Annotated in this window: 22 protein-coding genes and 6 pseudogenes; 10 read left to right on the top strand and 18 right to left on the bottom strand. The window is 62.8% G+C overall.

Going from position 1 to position 20,798, the window contains the following annotated elements:
- Positions 1-214: 214 nt before the first annotated feature.
- A pseudogene (locus tag B0G77_RS44435) lies at positions 215-580 on the top strand (transposase); the annotation flags it as partial.
- 296 nt (positions 581-876) lie between these two features.
- Here the strand turns inward: B0G77_RS44435 and blaOXA are convergent.
- The 5 genes and pseudogenes from blaOXA to B0G77_RS22400 all read right to left on the bottom strand — a co-directional run bounded on the left by blaOXA (position 877) and on the right by B0G77_RS22400 (position 4,511).
- The gene (blaOXA, locus tag B0G77_RS22420) at positions 877-1,680 is read right to left on the bottom strand and encodes a class D beta-lactamase (RefSeq protein WP_133664324.1); all 804 of its coding nucleotides are present in this window, start codon (positions 1,678-1,680) and stop codon (positions 877-879) included.
- Positions 1,681-1,898: 218 nt separating this feature from the next.
- Complete coding sequence (locus B0G77_RS22415) at positions 1,899-2,921, bottom strand: hypothetical protein (protein ID WP_133664323.1); 1,023 nt, start codon at positions 2,919-2,921, stop codon at positions 1,899-1,901.
- A 2-nt stretch (positions 2,922-2,923) separates the two neighbouring features.
- Positions 2,924-3,199 carry an RNA-binding protein gene (locus B0G77_RS22410; protein WP_133664322.1) on the bottom strand — a complete coding sequence of 92 codons (276 nt, stop codon included), beginning with the start codon at positions 3,197-3,199 and terminating at the stop codon, positions 2,924-2,926.
- Positions 3,200-3,232: 33 nt separating this feature from the next.
- Positions 3,233-3,663: pseudogene (locus tag B0G77_RS22405) on the bottom strand (SDR family oxidoreductase); the annotation flags it as partial.
- Between the two features lie 23 nt (positions 3,664-3,686).
- Complete coding sequence (locus B0G77_RS22400) at positions 3,687-4,511, bottom strand: Sir2 family NAD-dependent protein deacetylase (RefSeq protein WP_133664321.1); 825 nt, start codon at positions 4,509-4,511, stop codon at positions 3,687-3,689.
- Positions 4,512-4,773: 262 nt separating this feature from the next.
- Between B0G77_RS22400 and B0G77_RS22395 the strand changes: the two genes are divergently transcribed.
- Positions 4,774-5,058, top strand: coding sequence for a cupin domain-containing protein (locus tag B0G77_RS22395; protein WP_133664320.1), 285 nt, complete (start codon positions 4,774-4,776; stop codon positions 5,056-5,058).
- Positions 5,059-5,078: 20 nt separating this feature from the next.
- On the opposite strand, the pseudogene B0G77_RS22390 reads toward B0G77_RS22395, so the two are convergent.
- Positions 5,079-5,252, bottom strand: a pseudogene (locus B0G77_RS22390) (substrate-binding domain-containing protein); the annotation flags it as partial.
- Between the two features lie 19 nt (positions 5,253-5,271).
- Here B0G77_RS22390 and B0G77_RS22385 point away from each other — a divergent pair.
- The 3 genes from B0G77_RS22385 to B0G77_RS22375 are packed head-to-tail and all read left to right on the top strand — an operon-like array spanning position 5,272 to position 7,459.
- The gene (locus tag B0G77_RS22385; protein WP_347814204.1) at positions 5,272-5,802 is read left to right on the top strand and encodes an SDR family NAD(P)-dependent oxidoreductase; all 531 of its coding nucleotides are present in this window, start codon (positions 5,272-5,274) and stop codon (positions 5,800-5,802) included.
- A gap of 11 nt (positions 5,803-5,813) precedes the next feature.
- Positions 5,814-6,749 (top strand): SDR family oxidoreductase, encoded by a 936-nt coding sequence (locus B0G77_RS22380; protein WP_133664317.1) that lies wholly within the window; start codon positions 5,814-5,816, stop codon positions 6,747-6,749.
- The gene (locus tag B0G77_RS22375; protein WP_133664316.1) at positions 6,746-7,459 is read left to right on the top strand and encodes an NAD-dependent epimerase/dehydratase family protein; all 714 of its coding nucleotides are present in this window, start codon (positions 6,746-6,748) and stop codon (positions 7,457-7,459) included. The genes B0G77_RS22380 and B0G77_RS22375 overlap by 4 nt, the downstream gene beginning before the upstream one ends.
- Before the next feature lie 206 nt (positions 7,460-7,665).
- Here B0G77_RS22375 and B0G77_RS44430 read toward each other — a convergent pair whose 3' ends face one another.
- Positions 7,666-8,058, bottom strand: coding sequence for a hypothetical protein (locus tag B0G77_RS44430; RefSeq protein WP_243751164.1), 393 nt, complete (start codon positions 8,056-8,058; stop codon positions 7,666-7,668).
- A 106-nt stretch (positions 8,059-8,164) separates the two neighbouring features.
- On the opposite strand from B0G77_RS44430, the gene phaP reads away from it, so the two are divergent.
- Positions 8,165-8,659 carry a TIGR01841 family phasin gene (phaP, locus tag B0G77_RS22365; protein WP_166656250.1) on the top strand — a complete coding sequence of 165 codons (495 nt, stop codon included), beginning with the start codon at positions 8,165-8,167 and terminating at the stop codon, positions 8,657-8,659.
- A gap of 103 nt (positions 8,660-8,762) precedes the next feature.
- Here the strand turns inward: phaP and B0G77_RS22360 are convergent, their stop codons facing one another.
- From B0G77_RS22360 to B0G77_RS22340, 5 genes and pseudogenes are all read right to left on the bottom strand, one after another.
- Positions 8,763-9,104, bottom strand: coding sequence for a hypothetical protein (locus B0G77_RS22360; protein WP_133664314.1), 342 nt, complete (start codon positions 9,102-9,104; stop codon positions 8,763-8,765).
- Positions 9,105-9,155: 51 nt separating this feature from the next.
- The gene (locus B0G77_RS22355; protein ID WP_133664313.1) at positions 9,156-9,737 is read right to left on the bottom strand and encodes a hypothetical protein; all 582 of its coding nucleotides are present in this window, start codon (positions 9,735-9,737) and stop codon (positions 9,156-9,158) included.
- Between the two features lie 215 nt (positions 9,738-9,952).
- Positions 9,953-10,099, bottom strand: a pseudogene (locus B0G77_RS44425) (alcohol dehydrogenase); the annotation flags it as partial.
- A gap of 50 nt (positions 10,100-10,149) precedes the next feature.
- Complete coding sequence (locus B0G77_RS22345; protein WP_133664312.1) at positions 10,150-10,893, bottom strand: beta-ketoacyl-ACP reductase; 744 nt, start codon at positions 10,891-10,893, stop codon at positions 10,150-10,152.
- Positions 10,883-11,410 (bottom strand): hypothetical protein, encoded by a 528-nt coding sequence (locus B0G77_RS22340; protein WP_133664311.1) that lies wholly within the window; start codon positions 11,408-11,410, stop codon positions 10,883-10,885. The genes B0G77_RS22345 and B0G77_RS22340 overlap by 11 nt, the downstream gene beginning before the upstream one ends.
- A 212-nt stretch (positions 11,411-11,622) precedes the next feature.
- Here B0G77_RS22340 and B0G77_RS22335 point away from each other — a divergent pair.
- Positions 11,623-12,462 (top strand): annotated as a pseudogene (locus tag B0G77_RS22335) (universal stress protein).
- 155 nt (positions 12,463-12,617) lie between these two features.
- Here the strand turns inward: B0G77_RS22335 and B0G77_RS22330 are convergent.
- The 3 genes and pseudogenes from B0G77_RS22330 to B0G77_RS22320 all read right to left on the bottom strand — a co-directional run bounded on the left by B0G77_RS22330 (position 12,618) and on the right by B0G77_RS22320 (position 13,929).
- On the bottom strand, positions 12,618-13,091 hold the full coding sequence (locus tag B0G77_RS22330) for a universal stress protein (protein ID WP_133664310.1): 474 nt from the start codon (positions 13,089-13,091) through the stop codon (positions 12,618-12,620).
- A 267-nt stretch (positions 13,092-13,358) separates the two neighbouring features.
- Positions 13,359-13,541, bottom strand: a pseudogene (locus B0G77_RS22325) (alcohol dehydrogenase); the annotation flags it as partial.
- 112 nt (positions 13,542-13,653) lie between these two features.
- Positions 13,654-13,929, bottom strand: a complete 276-nt coding sequence (locus B0G77_RS22320; RefSeq protein WP_133664309.1) for a DUF1488 domain-containing protein — start codon at positions 13,927-13,929, stop codon at positions 13,654-13,656.
- Positions 13,930-14,319: 390 nt separating this feature from the next.
- Here B0G77_RS22320 and B0G77_RS22315 point away from each other — a divergent pair, with 390 nt between their 5' ends.
- Positions 14,320-14,625 (top strand): cytochrome C, encoded by a 306-nt coding sequence (locus B0G77_RS22315; RefSeq protein WP_133666814.1) that lies wholly within the window; start codon positions 14,320-14,322, stop codon positions 14,623-14,625.
- Between the two features lie 94 nt (positions 14,626-14,719).
- Entirely contained in the window at positions 14,720-15,022 is a 303-nt protein-coding gene (locus tag B0G77_RS22310; RefSeq protein ID WP_347814183.1) for a DUF3564 family protein, read from the top strand.
- A gap of 95 nt (positions 15,023-15,117) precedes the next feature.
- On the opposite strand, the gene B0G77_RS45570 is transcribed toward B0G77_RS22310, so the two are convergent.
- From B0G77_RS45570 to B0G77_RS22295, 3 genes are all read right to left on the bottom strand, one after another.
- Positions 15,118-15,963, bottom strand: coding sequence for a universal stress protein (locus B0G77_RS45570; RefSeq protein ID WP_347814182.1), 846 nt, complete (start codon positions 15,961-15,963; stop codon positions 15,118-15,120).
- A 356-nt stretch (positions 15,964-16,319) separates the two neighbouring features.
- Complete coding sequence (locus B0G77_RS22300; RefSeq protein WP_133664307.1) at positions 16,320-17,228, bottom strand: LysR family transcriptional regulator; 909 nt, start codon at positions 17,226-17,228, stop codon at positions 16,320-16,322.
- Positions 17,229-17,292: 64 nt separating this feature from the next.
- On the bottom strand, positions 17,293-17,538 hold the full coding sequence (locus tag B0G77_RS22295) for a hypothetical protein (protein ID WP_133664306.1): 246 nt from the start codon (positions 17,536-17,538) through the stop codon (positions 17,293-17,295).
- A gap of 378 nt (positions 17,539-17,916) precedes the next feature.
- Between B0G77_RS22295 and B0G77_RS22290 the strand changes: the two genes are divergently transcribed.
- Positions 17,917-20,781: an EAL domain-containing protein gene (locus B0G77_RS22290; RefSeq protein WP_133664305.1), complete on the top strand. Its 2,865-nt coding sequence runs from the start codon at positions 17,917-17,919 to the stop codon at positions 20,779-20,781.
- The last annotated feature ends 17 nt before the right edge of the window (positions 20,782-20,798 follow it).

Raw genomic sequence — 20,798 nt, 5'->3', positions numbered from 1 at the left:
CGTGACCTGGTACGCGCGTGGGGGAGCGCCAAACAGGATCTGAAGCAGGCAAGGCAACGCCTGAAAGCCTTCCTGCTGGTTCACGACGTGCGCTACTCTGGCCGCGCGGACTGGGGGCCGGCGCACCGGCGCTGGATCAGCAGCTACTCGTTTGATTCACCATGGCAGCAGCTCGCGTTCGAGGAACATCGGAGGACGATCGAAGACCGTCTTGCTGACTGCCTGGCTTGGTCTTACGCCATCCGAACATTCCTCCGGCCAGAGGCGCAGGCTGAGTAGTATCACAAAGGCCGGCAACAGCCATGCGCGTCGCCTGCTGGTTGAAGCGGCCTGGTCGTACCGTCACCCCGCCAAGGTCAGCCCCGCCATCCAGCAACGCCATGATGGACTGCCGAAGGCGATCATCGACCGCGCGTGGGACGCACAGTTGCGGCTGTGCAAGCGGTATCGCAGACTGGTCGCCCGTGGCAAGCATCCCAACGTCGCCGTGATCGCGATTGCACGGGAGCTGGCCGCTTTCGTATGGGATATCGCGCGAATGACCTCAAATCCGCCCGAGCCGCAAACACACTCGCACTGATCACGGCACCATGGCACGATCAACGGAGGGAGGGAACAGTCTGCTGAGGACGGCGCAGCACGGTTCGTGAACAATCCGCGAAGATCCTACGAGACAGCCTCCGAGGCAGACTCTCGGCCATAGAGCGCGGCAGGTTCACAAGACGGAACCCTGTAATGTGGTACCCAACCCACGGATATCAGCCGGATCCAACGTCGACGTTACAGGCTGCGCCGCCCTCAGCAGATTCACCGAAATGCGAAAAGACGCTCACAACAAAACCTTGCGGTACTTGACCGCGAAAGTCATATCAGGATCTAGTAACTCGCGAGTGACGGTAGTTCACTCAAAAACGCGTCCCGTGCCCGCACTCCAGCCGTGCCAGATTCTTTCTTGTCGTCCTGAATGAGGCGGGCGAACACGAGAGTATCGTCCCCCTTCGTTGCCCAACCAACGAACCAACCGTGGGGATGGTCTTCGTCAAATGTTCCATCGGGTTCGCGCGGATAAGCCATGCCAGTTTTACCGTGAACCGTCCAGCCATCGGAGAGCGTGCTCGATTCAACGATCCGGTTCGTCATGTCGAACGCAGCCGGGGACGCGGGCAACTGACGGCTCACGAACTTCTGCAAGAAGGCGATTTGCTCCAAAGGAGAAATCTTCAATGACGACGCGATCCAGGAGCGATCGAGACCATTGTGCTTGCCGGGGTCGCCTGATACGTCGGCATTCCCATAGTTAAACTTTTTCGCGTATTGCGCGAAGCGCTCCGAACCCAGAGCATGCGTCACTTGCTGAGAAAACCAGACAACCGAATACTTGAGCCACCGCGTTGGATCTGTTGGTTGCTTCCAGGCTTCGCCACCCCAATCAACATAACCTTCGCGATACGGCAACGTCGGCGTGTGCTCGTCTTTCAGAAAGCCGGAGTCATAGCCCATCAGACTGATCGCGATCTTGAACGTCGAAGCGGGAGTCACCCGTTCGGTACAGTTCCCCTGTTGCAGCAAGATTTTTCCTGTCTTCGCATCGGCGATTGCCGTACAGATCGTCCTGGCCTCAGCTGCCGAAGCTGCCAACCCCGAAAAAAACAGGCACAGTATCGCGCGTCGCAAATACATCGAGTCTCCTGAGTCAACCATACGGGCCATCACTTTACCGTGTCTGTTCACGAGCGACAAAGCTCAGGCACAGCGAAATCGCACCGTACGCGATGCCCGATACCCTCACCGCGGCAAGCACGCCGAAATATGACGCCTGAAACAAGTGGCAACACGACCAGCAGCCGTCACGATCCCGCCAACCGGTCACCGCACGGAGCCATCGCGGGACAATCGCCTCAGATCAACAATCGTTTCGCCGCGTCGTCCATGCTTGGCGCCGACAGCAGGTCGGCGCGCGCAAAACGCACCAGCGAGAAAGCGCGCATGCCGGCCGGGCTGGCGGGAATGCGGGCGACCCGGAATTCGATCTCCGCGCCGTCCTCCGGCGCACCGTCCTCGACGACCACGTTCATTTTGTTGAGCCGCAATTTCTTCGTCGTGACATAGACGTGCGGTGCGGGCTGCGCAAGGACATCGCGGATCGTCTCGAGCTGGCGGTCGAGCGCATCGGTTTGCGAGCCGAGGTCGGCGAGGTTTCTGTCGTTTTCGTCGATTTGCGCTTGCAGGCGCGCCAGCTCCGTAATGTCGACCGAAGCCCCGCTGCCGAGCACTGCGCCTATGCCGGCCCCCTGCCGCTCCAGAAGCTGCAGGCGCGCCTTGAGCAGCGCGCGTTCACGCTTGAGCAGGTCGCGGCGCGATGCGTCGGCCTCGATCTTCGCGATGCCTTCAAGGGTGAGCTGATCCAGGACACGCCGCACGATTTCATACCGGAGTTCGGCCTCCGTGGCGCCGCACACGCGCACCTGATGATCGCTGAAGCTGACGGCGGTCTGCGCGACATCCGAAAGCACCGAGTCGCCCTTCTGAACTGTGCCGAGGACTCGGCGTTCCGTCATCGCCATGCCGAGCACCCCGAAGGCTTCGCGTGCCAGGGGGTTCTGCTCGAAATGTGCGCGCAGGCTGGCCGAGCGGCTCAGTGCGTGCGCCACATCGTCGGGCGTTGCGAAGAACGCGTGGATAGCCGGATCGTTCGACCATGCCGAGGCGCTGGCCTCGTGCGCTCCCGGCAAGGCATTCACCAGTTCGCTGACATACGAGAGCGAGATTCCGACGGCTTTCCCAAGGCGCTTCTGATACTGGGTCGCGAGCCGCAGCTGCGGACTGAGCTTGACCATGCGCTCCACTATCTCGCGGGTCTCCTGTTCATCGGCGTTGACGGCCGCGGTATCCCGGCCCAGCAGCCAGCGGAAAAAGCCCATCTTCAGTGCCTCCGCTCCGTCTGGCGCTCCTCGCGCCCGGGCATGACCTGCACGACGATTGTCCGGTCTTTCCGGAACATGTCGTGCACCCGCGGCTGCAGACTTCGTAACGCGTCCGAAGTCGTGTCGTTGAAGTTCAGCGCGACGGCGGGCCGCGCACTGGTTCCCGAATAGCGCTGGATCTCGTCAAACGACGGGAACCCGTACTTGATCAGGCATTCCCTGATCTCGTCGTCGGAAGCGTCGTCTTCCCTGCTTCCTACCCAGAGATCGGCCATGATGTCGCCCTCCAGTTTCCTTGAATTCTTCGCTCAGGCCATGATGTTGACGCCGCCATCGTTATACAACGTCTCGCCCGACAGTCGCCGGGCGTAGGGCGTTGCCAGAAACGCGCAGGCAAAGCCGACATCCATGATGTCGACCAGCTCACCCAGCGGCGCCCGCTGCGCGGCCTCGGTGGGCAGGAGATCGAAATCCTTCAGGCCCGAAGCGTCTCTTGTCTTGAGCGGGAGTGGCAGGAAATGTCCGTCGCACTCGCGAAGCCTTCCTTCGAAAAGTTGAGCAGGCCGCCTTGCAGATCGTCCTTCGACGCCTACGCGATCGAACGTACCAGAATATCGAGACTACCCCATCCCTTGTCGATGCGCTCAAACACGGCTTCGAGCTCGCTATGCCGGGAAGCGTCGAGCGGCATGAAGATCGGTGCGTCAAGTGCCGTTGCGAGCGGCTCACCTGCGAACGGGAGTGCCGCTATGGATGAGAAATTTACGAGGCGCCGAGCATCTCGTTCAGCCGCTGGAGGGTTTCCTGCGCTCTTCCGGCTATGCCAACTCCCCGGTGCAATGCAATGCCTGGCTCCCGGAGGTTGATACGGATCACGCGCGGTCCGGCGTACTCGCTGAACTGCCGAACCGTCGGTATCGCCTTGCCCGCTCCCAGCTCTACGATCACAACACGGTGGACCGCAGAGAGCCATGCGTTGAGCCGCGTCTCCTGCTGTTCTGTGCGCAGCGCAATCCAGTCGTAGTCGCCGAACATCAGGATGTTGGGGCGCGCAATGGCGCCGCAGTGCGGGCAGACCGGTACGTCATTGACCAGCTCGCAGGCCGCCGTGTCGACCACGGGCTGAAACGATTCCGCCGACCACATCGCATCGGAGCAGACCTCCGAGCATTGGAGAACGTGAATGGACCCATGGCACTCGGCGACCCGCTCATCCGGAAATCCGACCTTCTGAAATTGACCGTCGACGTTACTGGTGAACACCGCTGCTCCATGCCGCATACTCTCCGCCCAGCGGCGAAGTATCTGAAAGCCGGCGTGCGGCCTGGTGCCGCGGTAGAGCTGAAGGCGGTGCCCATAGAATCCCCAGCCAAGCCTGGGGTATCGGATTAGCGTCCGGGGATTGGCCATATCCTGGAACGTCAACCGATGGCTTTTCAATGCCGGATAAGCTTGCCAGAATCCCTCTGCACCGCGAAAGTCCGGCAGGCCCGAATCGACGCCCATCCCCGCACCCGCCGTCACGAGCAGACCGTCTGCCTCGCGCAGCCACGAAACGGCCCGCTCCAGTTTGTCAGTTTCTTCCATGCTGCATTGGCTCCCGCGGGATCCGCCCGTTGCCCGCATCAAGCGGCGCCGCATAGGCAAATGGCGCGCCGCGATCGCGACTATGATCGTTGGTACGCGACGGCCACGCAAGCGCAGATCGACGGCGTGTCGCTGTTCTTGTCATGGATCAGGCTGCCCGAAAGCGATAAAGGCATAGTTAATTGCGCTGGGCGCACCGGCTGATAAGCTAAGGCGGTTTCCGCAACTTCATACACTCACTCTTTCGTCACGAGACAGGAACATGGCACGTACCCCGGCAGTCGCGACTACACAGGTATCAAACGATCGAGTGATCGTCACGGAGTGGCGTTTTGCACCCGGCGCCGAAACCGGCTGGCACGTGCACGGCCACGACTGTGTCGTCGTCCCGCAGACAAATGGCCGCCTGCTGCTCGAAACAAAGGCTGGCAACCGCGAGTCGGAACTGCATGCGGGACAAAGCTATGCCGGCCTGAAGGGCGTCGAGCACAATGTCGTGAACGATAGTGAGCATGAGGTGGTGTTCGTTGAAGTCGAGATCCGGTAGCGCCTGTAAGTCGAAGCGGCTCACTTGCCGCTAACCGGATCAAGTCCGGTTTTCGCGACCTCCGGCGCTGCCTCCGGAGACGAAAGAAACTCGAGTAAGGCTTTCGCTTCCCGCGGGTGCTGCGTCCCTGCCGGGCTGCCAGCGGCATAACGTGTCACCGATTGCAGGGTTTGCGGAATCTTGTCAACGAACGACACCAACTTCTACGGAGTCGTGAACGTGACCCGCGCCGCGCTGCCCGTTTTGCGCCAGCAGCGCTCAGGGCACATCATCCAGATCTCGTCGGTCGGGGGACGCATTGGCATGGCGGGATTCAGCGCATATCAAGCGGCAAAATGGGCGGTCGGCGGCTTCACTGAGGTGATCAGCCAGGAGCTTGCACCGTTTGGCGTCAAGGTGACGGCGCTCGAACCTGGCAGCATGAAAACCGACTGGAGCACCGAGGCGGGCAGCGCCCTCCCCGACCTGCTTCCGGACTATCTGCCTTCGGTAGGCAAGATTGTCGAACTGCTCGGCCAGTACGTCGGAAACGAAACCGGCGATCCCGCCAGGGTGGCGGAAGTGGTGCTTCGGCTCGCGTATCACGACAACTTGCCGGCGCATTTTCTGCTTGGCAGCGACGCGCTTCACTTTTCCGGCAAAGGCGACCGGACCCGCGCTGCGAGCGCTGCGCAATGGCACGAAGTCAGCCTCTCCACTGACTTTGGAGCGCCCGGCCCCGTGCCGGCGTTTCCCAAGGTATAAGGACGCGCGATATGGCTAACTGGAGCACCGTCGATATTCCGCCCCAGGCCGGGCGCCTCGCGATCATTACTGGCGCGACCGCCGGCCTTGGACTTGAAACGGCGATGGGACTGGCTGGTGCCGGCGCCGACGTCGTTCTGACGGGACGCAACGAAGCAAAAGGGCGTGCGGCACTCGACCGGATCCGCGCACGTCATCCGGGCGCTTCGATCCGCTACGCGCAGCTCGACCTCACGAGCCTCGCGTCGGTCCGGCAGTTTGCCGAACATTTCGCGAGCGGGCGCGATGCCCTCGACCTGCTGGTCAACAACGCCGGCGTGATGGCACCGCCCACGCGGCAAACTACGCCCGACAACTTCGAGTTGCAGTTCGGCACGAATTATCTTGGCCACTTCGCATTGACGGCCCAACTGCTGCCTCTACTACGCCGAGGCCGGCAAGCGCGCGTCGTCAACCTCGCGAGCATCGCGCACAGGCTGCGCGCGGCGATCCATTTCGACGACCTGCAATGGGCCCACGGCTATGAACCATGGCCGGCCTACGCACAATCGAAGCTGGCCATGCTGATGTTTGCCTTCGAACTTCAGCGGCGCAGCGATGCGCACGGTTGGGAGTTGCTCTGCAACGCAGCGCATCCGGGCTACGCACGCACCGACCTGATCGCCAACGGCCCGGGCGACGGCGTGCTGCAAAAAATCAATCGCTGGACCCTCGAGCCGATGATGAGCCAGTCCGCTGCTGACGGCGCGCTGCCGACGCTGTTTGCCGCCACCTCTCCCGACGCAAAGGCGGCCGGCTACTATGGGCCGTCGGGTCTCTTCGAGCTGAAAGGCCCCGTCGGCGAGGCCGCCATCGCGAAGCGCGCTCTGGACACCGCAGTGGCCGCGCAACTATGGCAAATATCGGAGAACCTCACACACGTGAAGTGGCCAGGAGGCCCGCAATGAAGATCCTGATATTCGGCGCTACGGGCATGGTAGGACAAGGCGTGCTGCGCGAATGCCTGCGGTCGGCGGACGTCGACCTCGTGCAGGCGGTAGGCCGTACATCGACGGGTCAACTGGACCCGCGCATGCGCGAACTCATTCACCACGACATGTTCAGCTACGACTCGATCGAATCGTCACTGAAAGGATTCGATGCGTGCTTTTTCTGTCTGGGGGTGTCGTCGGCGGGAATGAGCGAGACGGACTACAGCCGGCTGACCTTCGACCTCACGCTCGCGGCCGCACGGACGCTCACTCGCCTCAATCCCGACATGACGTTTGTGTATGTGTCGGGAGCGGGCGCCGACAGCACTGAACGGGGCCGCAGCATGTGGGCGCGCGTCAAGGGACGCACGGAAAACGCGCTGCAGCGTCTGCCGTTCAAGGCGGTCTATCTCTTTCGTCCGGGCGCGATTCAGCCTCTAGACGGAATCCGCTCGAAGACGCGTTCATACCGGATCCTCTACGCTATCGCGAACCCGCTGCTGACGATCCTGCGCGGTCTGTTGCCCGATCACATCCTGACGACGGCGGACATCGGCCAAGCCATGCTCGCGGTTGCCAGCGGCGGAGCGGAAAAAGCGGTCCTGGAAGTGGCCGACATCCGGCAGATCTGCCGCACAACTGCCCATCGCGCGACGCCGTTGCCGGTAGAGCAGCCGCGGAGTTGATCTGCGGAAACCGCACCAGTGAGGTAGCGCGTTTGCGCGAGAGTCCGCACTTCACTCCGCCGTTTCGGGACGCCTGAGCGCAACGCCCGCAACGACCCGCTACTTCCATCGACCGCGAACAGTATCCGCTGCGGATCATGGGTAATTTTCATCGCGGGGTGGCCGGGCACACGGCTCAATCGAAGCCAGGTTACGCAAGCCGGGGCTTACAGCCGGATGGTTTTCGCAATCTTCAACTCGAGCCAGAGCATGCCTTCGCGCAAGCCGGAGAGCACCGCCTCGCGTTCCGTTGAAAACACCTCGCCATGGAGAAATTGATGTTCGAAAATCTCGTCGGCGTGCGTTGGGTGACATGAATGGTGCAGGCGAATCCGCCCGCGACCTCGTTGGTCTCGACGGAAACGTCCCAGCCGCTTTCGGTTACTCTCGCTGAAATAGTCATGAGAAATGTCTCCTTGACGCTTAACGATTCTCTCACCACCGCGTGCGCGGGATTGGCTTCCATCGCACTGTCCGTTGATGGTCCAGCCCTCGTCCCCGCACAGGCCCATGCGAAATGAAGACGAATTGCCGATCCTCGCGCAAACCGTTGGTTTCAACGCGGCAAGCGCATATATTCATTAGGTCCGGCCCGGATTCCGGCATCGATGTTCCAGCCCTCTATCCGGGAATCCCGCATTCGATGTTTCACCTGACGGAGCAATGATGAGTACGCCTACTCCCAACCCGCTGGCCACTGCGCAGGACCCACGCATCGACGTGCTGTTCGGTCTGGCGAACCGGTCGCTCGAAGCCTTCGCAAAGCTGACTGCCCTGAACCTTGAGGCGCTCAAGTTCGGCCTCGCCGAAAACCAGGAACTGCTCAACAAGGCACTCGCGGCAAACAACGTGCAAGAGTTGCTGGCCTTGCCGACGCTCATCGCGCCTGCCGTGGCCGGACAGATCCTCTCTTACAGCCACCAGCTTTCCGACATCGCTGTTGCCATGCAGCAGCAGTTTCCTGCATCCGCTCAAGAACAATGGAGGAAAGCGCAAGCCGTAACGCAGAGTTCGTCCGAAACGCTGGCGAAGCAATCGGCGGTGCCGGCCGAGACAGGTAGTGCCACGTCCGCATCGGAGATGACGCCTGGCGGCGCACCTGCTCCGGCAGGCCGCAAGAGTACCAAGCGGGCCATACCGGCTGGCACGACTGGCAAATAGCGTGTCGCCGCTCGCCGTATCCGGCGTAACGCGCGGGCCATGAGACACGCCCGTCTCGCCTGTCGGGCGAACGACTTGCATCCCTGCGCGCAGCAATGGCGGTCTACATGCCGAGAAAGCCCGCCTGATTGTCATCATCGGGGCGAAGCGGTACAGGCAGGACCGGGGAAGGCCCCCACATCTCGACCTTGAAATTCGTCACGAAGGTCCGGAATTCCTGCTCCAGTTCATGCCAGGGGCCGTCGGCGAACTTCGCCCAGTCGCTAGCGGATTGCCAGCAGGTGGTCGTGCGAATCTGCGGGGTGCCGAGCATATTGCGATTCGCGCGCAATTCGACCAGACCCGGCTGCCTGACGATCGCGGCAGCCGCCCGCTTCGCCCAGTCGCCGTAAGCCTGTAGATCGACGCCGGTCTGCAGGTCGTAAGTGTTCGTCACCTCGATCATCGCTCTCTCCTTACGATAACGGCCTGAATGAGTGATACGCGGGCGCCGCGGCTAGCTGTCCGCTTTCCAGGGCCAGGACGGATAAATGCGCTCGATGCTCTCCACGCCTTCGCGACGCCTTGGCACGTCAGTTTCGCTGTTGCGTTCGACATCGCCCGCATTCGACGGCTCCTGCTCTGAAACCGCTTCGACGTCGCTGTCCATCGCGACGGGCTCAGTCTCGTCGGCGACCGCGGCCGTTTCACCGGTCACGGCCGCTTCCGCCAGCGACATCCCGTCGCCGAACCAGGGAACCTCCGCGCTCAGCATCGCGACGTACTCGCTCCAGCCCTTCGGATTGTTTGCAAAAAGGGCCTGCTGTGCCGTCAGCGCCAGTTCCGCCCGGTTCAACTCCAGTTCCAGCAATTCCCGCGGCCAGGAGGCAAAGGCCCGGCTTGCACGCTGGACGAACTCGCGCGCCCGCATGCCGGGCGAGATCTGTGCAAGAAGCGTGAATCGGGCAAGGGATGCATTGGCGGAGATCAGTTCGTGCATGGTCCGAACGTCGTGGCCTTCATTCGCCACGCTCGCTATCGCTTCCAGCACGTCTCCCAGATGAAGCAAAAGGGCTCGCCTCTCATACGCGTCATTCATCTGCTCATCTCCGGCGTTTGTGCCAGCCACGTGCGTTCATGAATCAGGACATCAGGCTGCACTTTTGGCGAGGCGTGCCAGTGCAAGGTCGTCGGTCGACGTGATTCCATGACGCGTTTGCGGCAAGAGGTACTCTTTGACTGTCGTATCCCGTTTCGATCCTGAGGTTGACCGGGAAGGCCACACGCGTAACCGGCACGGCGCGGCGTCTCCGGCACCTGGATTACGACCTTCAACGCATGCGTATCCGCCGCGCGACCGAACGCATCGTAAGCGCTCCCCATTTCTTCCAGATGAAAGCGATGAGTGATCAGTTGCGTCGGATCAAGCCGGCCGGAACGGACCGTCTTCAGCATCGACGGCTCGCGCGCCACCTTGCCGGGGGACGCCACATCGACGATCTCATGCCTCATTACATATGCATGCCGCCGTTGATCGCAAAATCCGCGCCGGTGATGAATCCAGCGTCATCGGAACAAAGAAACGCGATCAGCGCGGCGATCTCGTCGGGCTGGCCGAGCCTGCCGACCGGAATCTGCGGCAGGATCTTCTTTTCCATGACGTCCTTCGGAACCGATTCAACCATCGACGTCGCCAGATAGCCGGGCGAGACCGTATTGACGGTCACACCATATTTCGCCACCTCGAGCGCCAGCGACTTCGTCATGCCATGGATGCCCGCCTTCGCGGCCGAATAGTTCGTCTGGCCGAACGCGCCGCGCGAACCATTCACCGACCCGATGTTGACGACCCGCCCGAAATGCCGCTCGATCATGCCGCCGATAAACGGCTTGGTCATGTTGAACAGCGCGTCCAGATCGGTGCGCAGAACGGCGTCCCAGTCGCTCTTCGTCATCTTGACGAAGGTCGAGTCGCGCGTGATGCCCGCGTTATTGATCAGCACATCGACGGCGCCGAAATCGTCCAGCACCTGCCGCGCGCCGCGCTCGCATGACCCGAAGTCCGTCACATCGATTTCGAAAGACCGGAAGTGGCGGCCGGCCTCGCGTTCGTGCGTGAGCCACGTCGCTATGTGGTCGTTGCGTGGTGAATGCGACATCGCGACAGTCATGCCGGCATCGTGCAGCCGGCGGCTGATGGCGGCGCCGAGTCCGCCCATGCCGCCCGTGACAAAAGCAACGCGTCTAGCCGACATGCTGCTCCCCCTTCTTCGCCCGCCCGCCCTCTGCGGCTGTCTGGGTCGGTTCGGCACCCTTGTTGCCTTCCGGCATCGCGCCCGGGGTCGTGCCCGTAATCGCCTGCTCGAAACGCTCCATCCACTCCCGTATCGGTGTGCCGGCCCCACTTACGTCGGCCGCCTTCTGGCACTGCGTGGTCCAGGCCGACTGCCAGCTTTGCAGCGCCTCACGCATCTCGTCGCCGAACGCGGTCTGGTTACGCACCGCGGAGCCCAGCGCCTCCTGCCAGATGCTGGTGCTGGCCGTCAGGTAATCCTGCCACATCGACTGGCACGCAGCGTTGTATTCGTTCAGGTCTTTGGATCGGCTCGAGGCTTCCTGCAGTTTCCTGATCGCAGCGAGGTCACGATTGATCCGCTGCGTCTGGAACGCGCACGCATCGCGGCGGCCCTCCAGCCCGAAGGTGACCATCCGTAGCGCCAGGTCGAGATTCGCGCGATAGATATCGAATGAAGTGTTGAGTTCAGTCGCCATGATGAGCTCCTTTCAACGGCGAGAAAGTCGCGGGGTTCCGACAACAGCAGTTCCTGACCAGTGTAGTCCAACCTTGGCCCGGCTCATTGACTTCCATCAAGCAGCGTTCCGCCAGCGGGCGGTTGATCTGTGTCAAGCCTTGCAACTGCGGTCCTCATAGACTCCAGATGACGTCGATTCCCATCATCCTGTTCATTACCGGAGTTGCCGCAATGAGCTACAAAAGCATCGCTGTTCATCTCGACACAAGTCGGTGTGCCCATCCGCGACTCGAATTCGCCCTGCAGATCGCAAAGCGCTTCGACGCGCATCTCACAGGGATATTCGCGGTCTTCACGCCCGATCCGCGCTCGTTCTATGTCATGGCGGGCACGGCTGCGTAGTACCCCGATCACGAAAGCCAGCGGCATGAGCGCCGCGCCGCGATCGAGCGCCTGTTTCGCGCCGAAACCGCGCGCGCAAAGATCGAGGCCGACTGGATCAGCACGGACGACTTCGCCAACGTCGCGGTTCCGCGCCTCGCGCGTTGCGCCGATCTCATCGTTGCCGGCCAGGACGACCCGGACGATCCCGACGCTTATGTCGGTGAGCATTTCCCCGAAGACCTGGTGATGTCGACCGGGCGTCCTGTGCTGGCCGTGCCATATACGGGCAGCTTTACGTCGACGGGCGCGCGCGTAACAGTGGCGTGGGACGGCAGCCGCGAAGCCACGCGTGCTGTCCACGACGCGCTACCGCTCATGAAGCACGCGAAACAGACGACGATCCTCACGGTCAACGGTGCGAAAGACGAGCGGCCCGGCAGCCGGATTCCTGGCACCGATATCGCGGCGGTCGTGGCGCGCCATGGGATCAAGGTCGAAGTCAGGGACATCACCGTGGCGCCGGACGCATCGATCGGCGAGGCCCTGCTGTCGCACGTGGCCGACGACGGAAGCGACCTGCTGGTGATGGGCGCGTACGGTCACGCCCGGTGGCAGGAACGGGTGATGGGCGGCGCGACCCGCAAAGTGCTGCAGTCGATGACCGTGCCGGTGCTGATGTCGCACTAGCTCCGCCGCAGGCACGCCGCCAAAGGGAGGCTTTGCGCGGAGCAAATCCCCGTGCAATTTCTGGCGCCCGGCTTCCGGGCGTTTCTTTTGCCAGCTTTTAATCCTGAGCCACCGGCAGGCAAGGCGAGCTTGACCGTCCTCTCTCGCCCAACCCCTTACAGGCCGGAAGGAATGTACTCGGCATCCGGATCGTGCCGCACCAGCAATACAGGCACCTCAGTCATCCGCACCAATGATTCCGCAACGCTCCCCAGCAGCATCCGGCGCCAGCCGCGCCGGCCATGCGTACCGATCACGATCAGGTCGGCCTCGCATTCGTCGGCCGCACGGCTCAGCACGCTGGCGACGTCTTCGCCCCAGGCGTCGACCGCGCGGGCGACGCCTTTCACGCGAGCCTGCCTGAAGCGTTCTTCCGCTTGTTCGAGCGCCGCCGTGGCTGCCTCGCTCGCCGCTGTGGTGGGCGGCTCGTCGACGAAACCGGCACCCACGTCCACGAGTTTCGCCGCATGCTGCACGACGCAAACAGCCGTCACCGTGGCGTCCGTCACCTGCGCCAGCTTCACGGCCTCGTCGAGCGCGCGCTGCGCGGATTCACTGCCGTCGATCGCGGTGAAGATTCGTTTGTACATGACCGCCTCCTGGGCTTACGCCCGCTCCTGTTGTTAGCGCGGATTCCAGCGCCGCATAAGGGAATTCTAGTCTGCGAGACGTCGAACGCCACAGGGTTGACCAGGATCAAGGCGGGCCACCCGTTCTGCACGGAAGCCGGCGAAATAGCGGGAAGCCAGACGAAAGGGCGACCCTCCCGCGCGCACGTTATATGCTTATACGCATTGGCAGGCCAGACCTAGCGAGGCAGAGTCAGACGAAAGCAGATCCGCGCCGAACCGCCACGGCGCACGGGTTATCGCTGCCGTGGGTACGACGTGCCGCTCGCCCCACAAAAATGCGTATGGAAACGACAGAATGTCGCTCATGTGAATTCCGCCGCACACGACGATGCCGCCCTTCGCCTCCGCCTTGAGCGCAACGGGCACCAGCGCGCCCACCGGGGCGAGGAGCAGCGCGGCGTCGAGTTGCCGTCGAATACCATCGCACGCATCGTTCACCTCCTGAACGGCCTGCCTTAACGGTTTGTCCGCACGCCAGAAAGGCGCTGCGCCAGCGTCCGCGGCCACCGACCTGGAAGATTCACTGGCAGAACCTGAAAAACCCGCTATGCAGAAGCACCGGCTTGCCTTCGACTTCCTTCAACATCCGCTCAGCCGAATGTTCGATTGCGGACCGGTGTGCTTCGAACGCGCTGAGCAGATCGTCCTCACGCAGCGACGCCGCGCCGAAATGATCTTCAAGCGCCTCTGCCGTCACGGCGCATTGAACCCGCTTGCCGTCCACCACAGCCGTAAAGGCAACCACCAGATCCCTCGCGCAATACTCTGGCATTTCCGGCGGAAAATGAATATGCATGACACTCGCCTCGCGCTATGCGTGGCCCTGTGACGCGGCAGCGGTTCGGCCCGGACACCGGCACGCTGCATGGCGAGGCCGCCGTCGCCACGCGCGACGTGCGCCTTCATACAGCATAGCCCGCCTGTGCTGCACTGCAAGACGTGGTACCGGGGCACGCTTGACCGGGATCAATCGCTCCTCGGCGCCAGATGATCTTGTGCCTGTCATGGGGTGCGCAGAGGGTCAGTTTCGGCCCGCAAGCGGCGCCCGCGCTGGCAGTAGGTGCATCCAGGTCGATCGCGTTGACATGGATCAACGACGCAATACACGCCGCCCGTACACTGAACGAAAACCTGTCCGGGAGTGTGTTTCGTGAGGGTCCTTCAAAGCACGTACGTCGCTTTCAGCATCGTCGGGTTGCTCGTCACCGCGAGCAACCCGGCGCCTGCTCAAACTGAACCAGCGGCGCTGATCGACAGTCATCGCTGCATGTTCTGCCACACGACCGACTCCCCGTTCCTCGCCCCGTCGTTCCAGCAGATCGCCGAGCGCTATCGCAAGGTGCCCAATGCGCGCCTCATGCTCGAAAACAAGCTGAGGCTCGGCGGCAAGGCGCATTGGGGCGACACGGCGATGCCGCTTCCCGCCGACCGCGGCGGCCCGATTACGCCTGAAGACACCCATACGCTGATCGTGTGGGTTCTGAGTCAGTGACATCACGGCCGCAGCCTGCCTGCGGGCACGGCAACTGGAGCAAGACCATGCGCATTACCGTTCATCTCGCGCGTACGCCATCCTCTGGGTGGATGTGGAGGCACATAAATGGTCCCGCGAGGGTCATGTCGGACTCGATCTGCCCGAATGGGGCGCGTGGATCGTGGACCACGGCAACACGTTCATCTGCGCGCCACACGACACGCGCCCCCTGTGCATACTCGACGGACTGGACATGAGCGGCCAGCATGGCCCATTCGAAGGTGAAACGGGGACGGCTGACTGGTGCGGCAACCAGGGGCCCGTGCACGAACAGGGACACTGGCACGTGCAATGCGTCGATCCGGACGCTGCCGTAGCGGAACACGGCGTGTTCGCGGACGACGACGTCGCATAACCGGCCCTGCCTGCAAAAAGGACGGCGTTTGACGCCAGGACTCAACGAGGTGTCTGCGCGTCAATGTCAACACGGTCCGGGGACTCTGTTTTGTCTCAAAGTGCCGGCTGCACTTCACGCACCAGCAGGACGGGGCACGTCGAGAACCTGACGAAACGCTCAGCGACGCTGCCAATCACCATGCGCCGCACGCCCCGCCTGCCATGCGTGCCGAGCACGACGAGATCGGCGCCGACACGTTGCGCCTCGCGCCGCAGGCAACTGGCGACGTCCTCGGAAAGACCGTCGGTCTCCACAACCTGCGCCGTACCCGCCACGCCCTGCCCGGCCATCAGCTTGCGAGCCTCCTCGAGCACCCGCTCGCCGTCGATCCGCAACGCCCTCGTCAAGGCAAGCGGGTCAAACTCGCCCGCATAGGCGAACGTCGTGGAGCTGTCCACGACGTAGACCGCCGTAACCTTGCCGTGCGCGAGCTGCGCCATGCGAATGGCTTCGCCCAGGGCGCGTTTCGAAGATTCGCTGCAGTCCAGTGCAACCAGGATATGTTCGTACATGTTGGTCTCCCCACGTTGGGTCAGACTAGCCAGCCGATCCGAAGATGCATCGCGGGACACGGGTCTGGCGGGCCTGTTCAGTGTGTCTGCCAGTCCGCCATCCGCGGACGGCTGTTCGAGCCATCGCACCGCTGCATCGAAGGCCGCGCGCAGCGCGACGCGCGGGTCCTCATCTGTGCAATGCTCGACCGGAATCAGATCATTCCCGCGCGTAATCAGGTCGAGCCTTGCATCGTAAAGACGGTTTCCCGAGCGGAAGCCACACGCTTCGATCGCGAGATGACAGCCCGAGATGAGCTTTCCGAAGCGCTCGAGGCGTACGAACTGCGCGCCGGCTTCGGCTTCGAGCTGGTTGGACCCGGCGAACCCGAGGTAGACAATCTGCATGCCGACGCCCATCGGTCACCTCGAACAAGTGTGCTGCTGCAAATCTCCCGACCGGCGTTGCCCGCGCGACGTAAAGGCCTGTGACGCCACACACCCTATGAATCGCCGGAAGCACCGACAGGCCCTGGCTGCGTTCGTTGGCTGCGATCGTTCGTCTGGGCGGTGGGCGCAATTGCGCTGCGCGCACGACGAAGGTGAAGCGCCTTCCCCGAAGAAAGCTTGCCGACGACGACGTCTCGCCAACCCGGGCCCGTAGCGTCATGATCGGTGCTTTCGCGCGCAACGACTTGACCTGCATCAAAGGCGGTTCGACTCGTGCCAACGCCGTGCGCAGGCTGGGAGATCGCGCCTGTCGCTCAGAGGCTCAGATCGGGATTGCGATGCGCCAGTTCGGTCACCCAATCGGTGAACGCGCGTACGCGCGAGCTCAGATGGCGGCGGTGCGGATAAACAATCGACAACGGAGTGGGCGGGGCGTGATAAGTCGTCAGGATTTCCGTCAATTCGCCGCGCGCGATCAGGTCGGCCACCATGAACCGCGACGGCTGGATGATGCCAAACCCATGCACGCCCGCTGAGATATAGACCGTCCCGTCGTTCACGGCGAGCGCGCCATCCAGCGATATCCTCACGATCTCGCCATTCACGTCGAATTCGAACGGAAACGTCTTGCCTGAGCGTGCGGACACGTAGTTGATCGCACGATGCTGCTTGAGGTCTTCGAGCGTGGCTGGCGTGCCGTGCTCTTCCAGATAGGCAGGCGACGCGCACGTGGTGATCCGCGCGCTGCCGATGCGACGCGCGACGAGGCTCGACTCTTCGAGCGCGCCCATCCGGATCACGCAGTCGACCCCGTCCTGAATCAGGTCGATGTTCCGGTCGGCCAGCCCCAGCCGCACGTCGATATGCGGATAGGTGCGGTAGAACTCGTCCAGCGCGGGCAGCAGCAGCGTTCTCGCGAGCGTGCCCGAGGTATCGACGCGAACCGTCCCGGTCGGGTTCTGCCGCTTGTTCGACAGCGACGACTCTGCATCCGCGAGTTCCGCGAGGACCCGGATGCAGCGTTCATAGTAAAGCGCGCCGTCTTCGGTGACGCTGACCTGCCGCGTAGTCCGGTTCAACAGGCGGACGCCCAGTTGTTGCTCAAGGCCCTGAATCAGCGTGCTCACCGATCCGCGAGGCAGGTCGAGCAGTTCCGCGGCTTTCGAAAAGCTGTTCGTCTCGACTACGCGTGTGAAAACTTCAATCGCCTGCAGGCGGTCCATACAGGTGTTCTCCCCAGGTGTTCCCCGTTAGTCATGTCTGAAGCTGAAGCGTGCGGACGTGACGCTATAACAGGTTGTAGCGACTGCGCAAATCGTTGATGACCTTCGAAGCGGCCGGCATGACGATCTCCCTGACGTTCGCACTCTTGCTGTCGCCATGCAGATAGTCGATGTCCCAGTTGCAGCCCCCTTCGTCTTCGATATGTTCCTGGATGGCGGTAGGACTCCAGCCGGTCGTATCCGGATTGTCCGCGAGTGCCCGTGAAACGATCTGCATCAACTCCTGCTCAGTTCTGAGTTCACGCGTCATGTCGACCTCCGTCGCAATGTGCGCAGGACCGCCGCGCCTTCGGGCGGGGCGCCGGTCGGGCGAGCCCCAGCAATTCCACGGGTTCACGGACCGAGCGGCGCAGTCATCCGGGCCCATCCCATCTTACGCCTGGTTTTTTTGCGGCCACGCCGGCGACGCGACGGCCGCTTTCAGCGCGTTGATCAGATCCAGCAGCCCATATCGCCGGGCCGCAGCGAATGCACCACACACAATATGCGCCCGGTCCAGGCCAATGGACTCGGGTCGATGTTCGCACAGCCCCGCGCCCCGGCGGGGCCGCCCCTTCAAGTTCCCGTGAGAACTGCCGATATAGCACGGTGACACTAAACTCATCCGGGAACGCACAAGGGTTGGCTGATGGGGAACTCATTGCGGTCATCCAGCAGGTCGGGCGAACTGTCCATTGACGGTTCGATCCGTGAGGCGCAGGGCGCCAGCAACGGTCGCCCATGGGCGTGGTATCGGGCCGGCGAGCAGCTCGATCTTGCCAGCACGAGTGACACGCCGCTCGACTGGCCCGACACTCTCGCGGAAGACGCACTCGCTGCGATGTGCGCCTCGCGTGGCTGGTGCGCATGGCCGACCGGCCGGGGCGAAACGGTGCTCGGCTGGCTGCTCGCGCCGGCCGGATACGCAGGTGACGAAACCCTGGCGGAACTCGCCCGCGTCATCGGCGAGCGAGTTCAGGCCCACGCGCTCGCCCGCGCGCAGAACGTGCAGCGCGTGCTGTACGACATCGCCTACCTCGCCAGTTCGATCCGGGAGCGGGCGGCCTTTCTGCATGCCATTCACGAACGTCTCGGCACGCTGATCGACGCCGAAAACTTCTATCTGGCGCTTTTCGATCGCGCGAAAGGAGTCGTCAACTTCCCCTATTACGTCGACGTGATCGACACGGAATCCGTGGACACCGATCACGCCCACCTGGTCGATCCCGCCAGGTTATCGCTCACCGGTTACGTGCTGACGACCGGTCAGCCGCTCCTGATCGATGCTGCAGGCATTGCACAAGCCGAAGAAAACGGGGTCTTTTTCTGCGTCGGCCCTCGCCCCGAGTTCTGGATGGGAGCGCCGCTGAAAAACGCGTCGGACGAAGTATTCGGCATGGTGACGATGCAGGTCTACGACGTCTCGCGAATTTACAGCGCCGAAGATCGGGCGCTCTTTCTGGTCGTGGCGCGCCACGTGGCGATGGCGCTCGACCGGATCCTGCATCGCGTCGATCTGGAAAAGCAGGTCGCGCTGCGCACGGCCGAGCTGTCGCAGCTCAACGACACCCTGCGCGAAGAGATCGCCGAGCGCAAACGCGCCGAGCATCTGCAGGCGACGCTCTTCAAGATCGCAGAACTGTCGAGCCAGCCAGTGGAAATCGGTGAATTTTTCCGCAGCCTGCACAAGATTGTCGCCGGTTTGCTGTATGCGCTTAACTTCTACGTCGCGTTCTTCGATCCGTTCACTGAAGAAGTTTCGTTTCCCTATTACATCGACGAATTGATCAGACACATACCGTCGGCGCGGCGCGGCAAGCGGGGCCTGACCGAATACGTGATCCGCCGGCGCGCTCCGTGCCTTTTCACGACGGACGATGCGCTCCGGCTCGTCGCCCGCGGGGAAATCGATCTGGAAAGCGAGAACATCCGCATGCGTTCGTGGCTGGGCGTGCCGCTCTTCGACGCCGACGTCATACGCGGCGTGCTGGTCGTGCAAAGCTATCAGGAGCACATCCGCTACGACGCGCGCGATCAGGACCTGCTGACCTTCGTCTCCCGGCATATCGACACCGCACTCGCGCGCCGCCGCGCAGCGGACGCGCAGCACGCGGCCAATCTCGAGCTCGAAGCGCGCGTCCAGGCGCGCACCCGCGAGCTCGATAACGCCAACGCGCGTCTTCTGCACGAGAACGCCCACGACGCGCTAACCGGGCTGCCAAACCGGGCGCACCTGCGTCAGCGGCTCGAAGCCGCGTGGGACGACCATTGCTGCCACGGCAAAAGCCTGTCTGTCCTCTTCATCGATCTCGACCGCTTCAAGGTGGTCAACGACAGTCTCGGCCACCATCTCGGCGACGTGCTGCTCGTGCAGGTCGCCGAACGGCTTCGCAGCTGCGTGCGCCACGACGACCTGCTCGCGCGGCTCGGCGGCGACGAATTCGCGGTGATGGTGCCCGACGCGCCGCTGCAGACCGTGCTTGCGATCGCCGAACGGATCCTCGCGGCATTCGACCAGCCGTTCAACATCGGCGAGCACGTGGTGTTCTCGTCGTGCAGCGTGGGAATTGTGGGCGCCGACAACAACTTCCATTCGAACCCGACCGATCTGCTGCGCGACGCCGACACGGCCATGTACCGGGTCAAGGGCCGTGGCCGCGACAGCTTCGCCGTGTTCAATCAGGAACTGCGCCGCGAACTGTCCGATCAGGTCGAGACAGAAGGCGCGCTGCGTCGCGCGCTGAAGCGCGACGATGAACTGGTGCCGTACTTTCAGCCGATCGTCGACGTAGGGAGCGGCGAACTGGTCGCGCTCGAAGCGCTGATCCGCTGGCGGCAGCCGAATGGCGACATCTGGGCGCCGGGGCGGTTTCTGCCGGCGGTCGAGGGCCTGAAGCTGATCGGACGTCTGGACATGTACGTGCTGAAGCTCGTGGCAGAGACGCTCGCACGGCCGGAGCATGCGGACTGGCCCCCCGTGCACGTGAACCTGTCGAGCTACAGCATCACGCGCCCCGACTTCGCCACCGAACTGCTCGTGCTGCTGGGCCAATATCAGGTGGAACCGTCTCGAATCTCACTGGAACTGACCGAAGGCGCGCTGGTGGCGGAGCCTGACCTCGCCCGCAAGACGATGCAGAACCTGGCGAACAACGGCATGTCGGTGATGCTCGACGACTTCGGCACGGGCTTCTCGTCGCTGAGCTACGTACATCAGTTCCATTTCAGCGGGCTGAAGATCGACAAGTCGTTCGTCCTCGAACTGACGACGAGTTCGCGCAGCCGTGCAATCGTCCGTGCGATCGTGCGGATGGCGGAGTCGCTGGGGCTAACCGTCGTCGCTGAAGGCGTCGAGGACGAGGCAACGCTCGCCGTGCTGCGCGACATGGGCGCCGCGCAGGTGCAGGGCTACCATCTGGCGCGGCCGATGTCGCTGGAGAACCTGGTGCACTCGAAGCTTGCGCCACGCGGATACGGGAGCGAACGCAAACTCACACGCATGCTCGCGCAGTGAGGGAAGGCCGAAGCGCC

The organism is Paraburkholderia sp. BL10I2N1 (genome assembly GCF_004361815.1).
GTDB lineage: Bacteria > Pseudomonadota > Gammaproteobacteria > Burkholderiales > Burkholderiaceae > Paraburkholderia.
The sequence above is the reverse complement of the archived record's forward strand: the minus strand, read 5'-3'. Positions and strand labels throughout refer to the sequence as shown.